Consider the following 7,529-nt stretch of genomic DNA (forward strand, 5'->3'; position numbering starts at 1 on the left):
CTGTAAGAGAAGCTACTAGAAAATGGACTATGCCAGTAAGAAACTGGGGAATAATATTAGACCAATTTATGATCCTATATAAAGATAGGGTTAGACTTTAAACAAAACCTAACCCAAGCTTATTTTTTGAACTTACACACTTAAAGATACAGTGCCTTACAGGACTAGAATTTAGAACTGTAAAGCTATTTTAGGATTACTATTAAAAACTGTAAGGTTTTTTCAGGACGAGACAAATTGACTTAATTTCTATTTCTCCCACAAGTAAGTGTCTTGAAAGGCTAGCAACTTACAATGCTTTTTCATAGCTATAGAATAAGCAATACCTTGTTTAATTACATCCTTCACTTGTTCTTGTAGAACTTCAGGTTAAACACCTAAAGGTAGCTTAATCTGATTAGGATCTTAAAAAAGCTTGCTGTTTATAACAAACTTCATTTGCTGAAGAAGTTTCACTAAATAATGCAACTCCGTATTTATTTCATCGAACTTAGATTTCTCTTTTTATTATCCCTTACTTTGCCTTATAGACCATTTCATTTCTAAACTCAAATAACAAGCGTGCAATGTCGATACTATTTTTTATATCTTTTTTCCTTAGTATAGAATTAATTTCTTTATTAATGAAGAATTCGATATACTGAGGAATTTTGTTAAACAATATTATTCCTTTTTTAAATAATAACAAACTCTGAATTACTGCATTACAATACGTTGCATTAAAAAATTCTATATCGTTTTCATCTAAATTTCTCCTGGTTCCGGTAACGTCAGCCTCAATACTTATTTCTCTTTCTGAACTAATTATATTTCCAAAACCAATAATTTCATTAAAAGTGGTTAGACTATTTATAAATTGATTGGAATTACAACTCAGTAGTATTACGTTTTTATTGTTAAGAATAACATCTCCATTATCTTTATTAATAAATATTTTTTTAGGGTAAATTTTTTCAATTTCTGGAGTATATAAACCTGAAGAATGACCATGTCCTAAAAAAACTATTGTAGAAATGTTTGATAAATCTTGTAGTCTACTCAACACTTCCTTCTCAGAGTCATCGTTAGCGTTAAAAATCAATAAATTATCTTTAAAATCCCTTTCAAATATTGATAGGAATTTAGTTGTTTCATCTAGTGCATGTATCAATATCATCTATTAATTATTTCAGTATAATTTGCAATTGATAAATCGATAAATTCACGAATAAATTTTAAACCTTTATCGTTGGGTGTTGGGCCATCTACTAAATCAGAAATTTTTCTCCCATCATAATATTGATTACCAGTATATACAATATTTTCTCCATATTTAAATATACTATCTAACACTATGTTAGATATGGTACTCGAGGCTTTTAATAATGTAATAACTTCACTATACCTTTGCGCATCTCTGTGACAAAATTTAACCTTAAGTTCTAGAATACGTTTAATAAATTCAAGAGAAGGGATACTTTCTAGATCTTTATCACTGCCTTCAACTTTTTTTATCTCTTTTGAAATTTTACCCAATATATAATTAGATGCGTTTTGAATATCTGAAGAGTAAATTAAATAAGGCCTTGTTTTTAATTTTTCTTTTGCTTCAATAGTATACTCGATAATATCCCAGCCAACAATACCTTGAAAATCCTCAACGGCGTCTAGTATATTCCAATCAGAAATTATCAGATTTATATTAATGTCTTTAGTCTTTTCTTTAATTTTATCTTTAAACTCTTCTATTTTAAAGATATTACTTTCCGCACAATAGAAGTCTTGAGGGTTTATAAATATTAAATTACAATTATAACCCCTAATAATAATATTTGCGTTGTATTGATTTTCAGCTTCATTATCATCATCAAATACAAGGTAATTTAAGGGTATTCTATCACTTGATGCCATATTTATATTACTATTTTAAATGCTGCTCCTTTTAATTTTAAATTATTTCCAGCAAATTCAATTTTACCTTTTATATTTTCAACTCTTTTTTTAACATCAAACATACCTATTCCTGAACCTCTTTCAGTAGATTCTCTAACACCTAATTCAAAAATTGCATTTGAATTATTGACTAGTTTTTCTGGTATACCAGAGCCATTATCATAATACATAACAATGATTTTATTATCACTCTTTTCAAATTCTACTAATATTTTTGTAGCTTTTGCTTTAATAGAATTTGAGATTAAATTATCTAAAATAATATCTATATCAATAGGATTAAGTAAATAATACTTATCAAATAGATTTAAAATATCAATATCTAGTTTTGGTCTTGAAATTTTAATATCATCTAAATATTCCTTGATATACATTGGTAAATTAATTCTTAAACTTGTATGCTTATAATCAAAGCTAGATTTAATTATGATTTGTGATATTTTTAAAGCCTTGTCTATATTATTTTTAATGGAATAAACTTTCTCTTTACTCTTATTATCAATATCTGAAATTAACAATTCATTTACATAAGTAGAAGCATTTCCTACATATAGATCAATAGAGTGTATCAACTGCTCTGCATCATCACTCAAAGTTTTTCTAGTTGAATTTAAATATTGATTTTTCTTAGTTTCAATATCTAACTTATCTGCTACATCTTTGTGCTTTTCTGCCTCTTCTTTAGCTTTTTGCTCAGCTCTAATTTTTGCTAGTTCAGCTAAAGCTCTTTCTTTTTCTTTTCTTTCTGCCTCAAACTCAGCCTTTCTTCTCTTTTCTTCTTCTTCTCTATGTTTTCTTTCGGCTTCCTCTCTCTTTTGTTTTTCAACTTCTACTTTTTTTTCTGCCTCAATTCTCTTTTTTCTTTCTTTTTCTTCTCTTTCTTCTGCTTCTTCTCTTCTTTGCTTTTCTTTAAGAATTTTAGTAGTCAATTTAGTTACCTCTGATTTTAACACTGTATCATTGGTCTTTAAGGCTATCTCATTCAAATCTTTAAGAATATCTAACTTGACAATATTTAATTCCTCAGCGAAGAACTGTATCATTTCTTTATTAAAATCTAATATTTCAATAGATTCATCTTGAGCTAACCCTTTTATTATTTGAGTATAATCTATTCTACTTCCAACGTTATTAAGTGCAACTTTGTTATTCTCATAATTATCTTGATCTGTTTTTAAATCATCTCGAAACAATCCTACATAATTTTTGTCGGTGAAATAGTTTTCTTGCAGAAAATTACCTCCCCACAACACCCCCACTACATATCTTTCTAATTTACGAGAGGTGTCTTTGAACAATTCTTTAATCTCCTTAGCACCTGATGTATTAATCAATCCTCCATCACGACTTGATGTCTCTTTGAACTGTTCGTGATTATTTGTCACAATTGAAATTTGTCCTAAAATATCACGTGTTCCTAAATATCTAGAATGACCTTGTTGTTTTCGTCTATCTAATTCCCAACTATCGTCGCCATTTTCACCATATGGTAAAACTCTTACGCCATTTTTATATAAAAAGAGTGAACCATACTCTAATGATCGAATCCCCATTCTTCTAGTAAACATGTTTCTAGCGGAACTATTTAAGAACAGAATAGATACATTAAAATTATCTAGTAAATCATATTGGTTCCTTTCTCTAATTTTATACATTAAAGTTCCTCTATCATAGATTTGAGTATAGATATACTCTCCTTCAGTATACTGATCTAATCGAGTCGTTTTTAATGAAAGGACTTCGATAACAGTGTTCTTTACTAATCCGTTTACTTTTTTAGTCTCCTCTTTTTCTCTAGAGTCAGATAAGGCTTCTCTTTCACATTCTATTTGGATTGAAAAATTAGTAAGATCTCCAAATGGATTTATAAGCTTCTCTAAAAATCGACGAAGAGTAAGTAGTTCTTCTCTAGTCCATAATTTATGTAAACCACTAATTTCTATAATAGTTCCGTGTTCTTTTGAAGAGGGAAATTGGTTAGTAAATTCAACGGTACTATGTTCTACGTCAATACTAGTGAACGTTGCGTTCTGATTTTCATCAAATAGGCTCCAGTCTATAGAAACCACTTCACAATTGACGGATTTTACTTTTTTTGTTGTCATTTTAAGATATCTACCGAGTCTATCAGCTGAAAACCTTCCAACTCCCTTCGCTCCTGCAAAGTGTTGTCTATCTTTAACTATATCTCTAAAGAGATCATCTATATCCCCATCTTCAGAATCATCCTTTTTCGCTGAAAAAGCTAAGAATAACCATTTCTCTTTAATATCACCTAAGTCCATTCCTTTACCATTATCGGATATAATTATCGAATCTGGTTTGATATTTATAATGACATTTCGAGCCCTTGCATCATATGAGTTTTTAACTAACTCAAAAACAGCTACATTATCATTTTCTATTAGATCTCGTCCAACAATATTCTTTAATGCTGAACTAACTTTAAATTCTAATTTCTCAGACATAATATTTAGAAGAATGATTTTAATATTAACCCCACTTGCTCTGCAAATAGAGGAGGAATAGCATTTCCAACTTGTGTATAACGTGGTACTTCTTTCACTCGTAGTTTTCCTCCTGTAGTGTATTTACCCTTAAACTCATACCAATCTGGAAAACTTTGTATACGCGCATATTCTCTTACAGTTAAGATGCGAGGCTCATTATAATGTATATAGTCATCAGGTAAAGTAGTTATCGTAGGGCTTTTACTCTCTGCACACAAAGGAATTATAGTATGTTTTTTTAAATTATACTCATCTTTGATTTGTTTACTTAAATCGTAATTCCTTCTGTTAACTGATAAATCTAAAATTATTTGAAAACGATTAATCGTTTCTGTTAAATGTTTCGCATATCGATGGCTATCTGGTGTGTTCTTTCTTATATTTTTACGCATTAACTTTTGGTAAGCACTCTCTTTTTTACCGTAGACTCCAGCTTGAAAACGAGGTGTTTCTGAAGCTAATGTACCATGAATTTTAAGTAAATCTGAAATAGCTTCTTTTAAGTTAGTTGTTTTGGACAATCCTTTTCCTTTTAAAAAGGATAAAGAATTATCTTCCAATTGGGTAAAAAAGGATTCTATTTTTTCTTGTGAGGCATTTTCAATATTCTCTTTCATACCAACTAAAATAAATCTTGTCCTTTTTTGTGGAACACCAAATTCACCAAAATTCACTAATTGCCCTTTTACAAAATAACCTAAATCCTTAAGCTTTTGGGTTACCAAAGAAGAGTAGGCTATGCCTTTTTCTTTATTTTTTTTAAACTCCATGGTAAAGCCTTTAACATTTTCAAAGAATATTAAATCAGGCTGTACTAAATCAACAAACTTTATATAGGAATTCACCAAATCATTTCGCTGATCGGTTTCATTCCTCCTTCCTGCCATTGAAAAGCCTTGACACGGGGGGCCACCTACAACAATTGATATAATTCCTCGAAGTGCTTTTAAATTACTTTCATAATTTTCCAAAACTTTGTTTATATCATGATGTGATTTTGGAAGCCAATCTGGCCAATCAAAATGTTTTTTTTTATCAATTAAATTATGGTGTAATGTTTGAAAGGCATCTGAGTTTTTTTCAATAGCAAAAAGCCCTTGGATTCCAGCATTATGAAGCCCAAGAGATAAACCACCACATCCAGCGAATAAATCTATATATTTTTTATTTGTAGGCATTTTTGTTTTAAAATATTCCTTAAAGTGCGAAAATACACAATATATAACGTTTTTTTTTTTTATTCAAGAATAAAATAATTTATTTCTTATCTATCAACTTCTCAAACACTATCTTATTAAACATTATGACAATAAAATATTGAAAGAATGCTCGTTATTTTTAATTGGATATTACGGTTTAACTTGGGCCAGTGATTTCGGTTCAAAACGTGCCAATTCCGACATTATTTGTATCGCTCAAATTGTTCACTTTACATCGGAATAATTACAAATTTTATTTCGATTCAAGTTGTCTCGTCCTGAAATAGCTTTACACTTCTAAACGTTAGAGTTATAGAAAAATTGACAGAACAAAAAACAGATCAATCAAAAACCTATGGGAATTCGTATCCATTATCAGTAAAGCAAATGGTTGTTGCAGAGATAAAGTCCGGTGCTTTTAGTAATAGTTCAGCAGCAAAAAGGTATGGAATAAGTCGTAATACAATTAATTCTTGGGTAATTGAAGATTCTTTACTAGCTTTTAAACTCAGTAATTTAAGTGAAGAAGTTATGGCAAAACCAGTTGAGCAAGAAACCGTTGTAAAAAAGCTTAATAAACAAGTTGTAGAACTTCAAAAAGCACTCGAAAAAGCAAATTTGAAGAATGAAACTTTGGATACTTTGATTGTAGTTAGTGAGCAGGATTTAAAGATAAAAATCAGAAAAAAGTCTGGAGCCAAACAGTCCAAATTATGAAAAACAAGCACCCAAAAGTTAGCTTAGAAAAACTATGTGGGTTGTTTGGCTTTAGTAGACAAGCATATTACGAAGCAATTACAAGGAGAAACACTGAGGTTATCTCCAATAGTATTGTGCTTTGTTTAGTTAATGAGATTAGAGAGGATATACCTTTTATAGGAGTTAGAAACCTTCTACATCTTTTAGAACCTAAACTTGAAGAACATATAATCAAAATAGGAAGAGACCAGCTCTTTAATTTACTGCGATTTCATGGTCTTTTGATTCGCCGTCGAAAAAAGATTGCACGAACTACAAACTCTAATCATCCTTATAAACGTTATCCTGACCTAATTAAAAACCTTGAAGTTACTAGGTCAAATCAAGTTTGGGTTAGTGACATAACATATATAAGAACAGTAAGTGGATTTAGTTACTTAAGTCTTTTAACTGACCTCTATTCGCGTAAAATAGTGGGTATTGTTTATACCCCTCCTTAGAGGCTGTCGGCTGTTTAAATGCTCTTAAAATGGCTATTGCATTAAACCCAATGCAAACTGGACAGAGTTTAATACATCATTCTGACCGTGGTGCTGAATATTGTAGTTTTGAATACACTAAATTATTATTAGAGCATGATATTCAAATTAGTATGACTCATAGTGGAAATCCTTATGACAACGCACTAGCTGAAAGAGTCAATGGAATCTTAAAGAATGAATTTTATCCTAAAAGAGTGTATCTCAATCATCAAGATGCAGTAAACAACATTTCTAAGATTATTAAAATATACGATTCAAAAAGACCACATAGTAGTATAGACTATTTAACTCCTCAAGAAGCTCACTTAAAAAGTGGTGAGATCAAAAAAAAATGAAGAATTATAAAAAAAGTTACAGTGAAGTTGTAAAAGACTATTAAATCATAATACAAGAATATTAAAAATATTGTATTTTGTAGAGTAATTACAGGACTAGAATTTAGAACTGTAAAGCTATTTTAGGATTACTATTAAAAACTGTAAGGTTTTTTCGGCACTGTATCTTTAAGTGTGTAAGTTCAAAAAATAAGCTTGGGTTAGGTTTTGTTTAAAGTCTAACCCTATCTTTATATAGGATCATAAATTGGTCTAATATTATTCCCCAGTTTCTTACTGGCATAGTCCATTTTCTAGTAGCTTCTCTTACAG

At 29.9% G+C, this 7,529-nt stretch carries 8 protein-coding genes; 4 read left to right on the forward strand and 4 right to left on the reverse strand.

The features are described from left to right. Nucleotides 1-514: 514 nt before the first annotated feature. The 4 genes from ACYSNM_RS13490 to ACYSNM_RS13505 are packed head-to-tail and all read right to left on the reverse strand — an operon-like array spanning nt 515 to nt 5,620. The gene (locus ACYSNM_RS13490) at nt 515-1,156 is read right to left on the reverse strand and encodes a hypothetical protein (RefSeq protein WP_461757401.1); all 642 of its coding nucleotides are present in this window, start codon (nt 1,154-1,156) and stop codon (nt 515-517) included. Beyond that, nucleotides 1,153-1,890: a hypothetical protein gene (locus ACYSNM_RS13495; RefSeq protein ID WP_461757402.1), complete on the reverse strand. Its 738-nt coding sequence runs from the start codon at nt 1,888-1,890 to the stop codon at nt 1,153-1,155. Before ACYSNM_RS13495 ends, ACYSNM_RS13490 begins: the two co-directional genes overlap by 4 nt. Nucleotides 1,891-1,892: 2 nt before the next feature. Next, nucleotides 1,893-4,400, reverse strand: a complete 2,508-nt coding sequence (locus tag ACYSNM_RS13500; RefSeq protein ID WP_461757403.1) for an ATP-binding protein — start codon at nt 4,398-4,400, stop codon at nt 1,893-1,895. Between the two features lie 5 nt (nt 4,401-4,405). After that, nucleotides 4,406-5,620, reverse strand: coding sequence for a DNA cytosine methyltransferase (locus ACYSNM_RS13505; RefSeq protein WP_461757404.1), 1,215 nt, complete (start codon nt 5,618-5,620; stop codon nt 4,406-4,408). Between the two features lie 139 nt (nt 5,621-5,759). On the opposite strand from ACYSNM_RS13505, the gene ACYSNM_RS13510 reads away from it, so the two are divergent. The 4 genes from ACYSNM_RS13510 (at nt 5,760) to ACYSNM_RS13525 (ending at nt 7,217) form a co-directional block, all read left to right on the forward strand. Beyond that, nucleotides 5,760-5,885, forward strand: a complete 126-nt coding sequence (locus ACYSNM_RS13510; protein ID WP_461757405.1) for a hypothetical protein — start codon at nt 5,760-5,762, stop codon at nt 5,883-5,885. A 77-nt stretch (nt 5,886-5,962) separates the two neighbouring features. After that, a complete protein-coding gene (locus ACYSNM_RS13515) occupies nt 5,963-6,358 on the forward strand; it encodes a transposase (protein ID WP_461757406.1) in 396 nt (131 codons plus the stop codon). Continuing rightward, entirely contained in the window at nt 6,355-6,840 is a 486-nt protein-coding gene (locus ACYSNM_RS13520) for a transposase family protein (protein WP_461757407.1), read from the forward strand. The genes ACYSNM_RS13515 and ACYSNM_RS13520 overlap by 4 nt, the downstream gene beginning before the upstream one ends. 29 nt (nt 6,841-6,869) lie before the next feature. Continuing rightward, the gene (locus tag ACYSNM_RS13525; protein WP_461757408.1) at nt 6,870-7,217 is read left to right on the forward strand and encodes a transposase; all 348 of its coding nucleotides are present in this window, start codon (nt 6,870-6,872) and stop codon (nt 7,215-7,217) included. Nucleotides 7,218-7,529: the final 312 nt, after the last annotated feature.

The sequence above is a fragment of the Myroides sp. LJL116 genome, assembly GCF_054871685.1.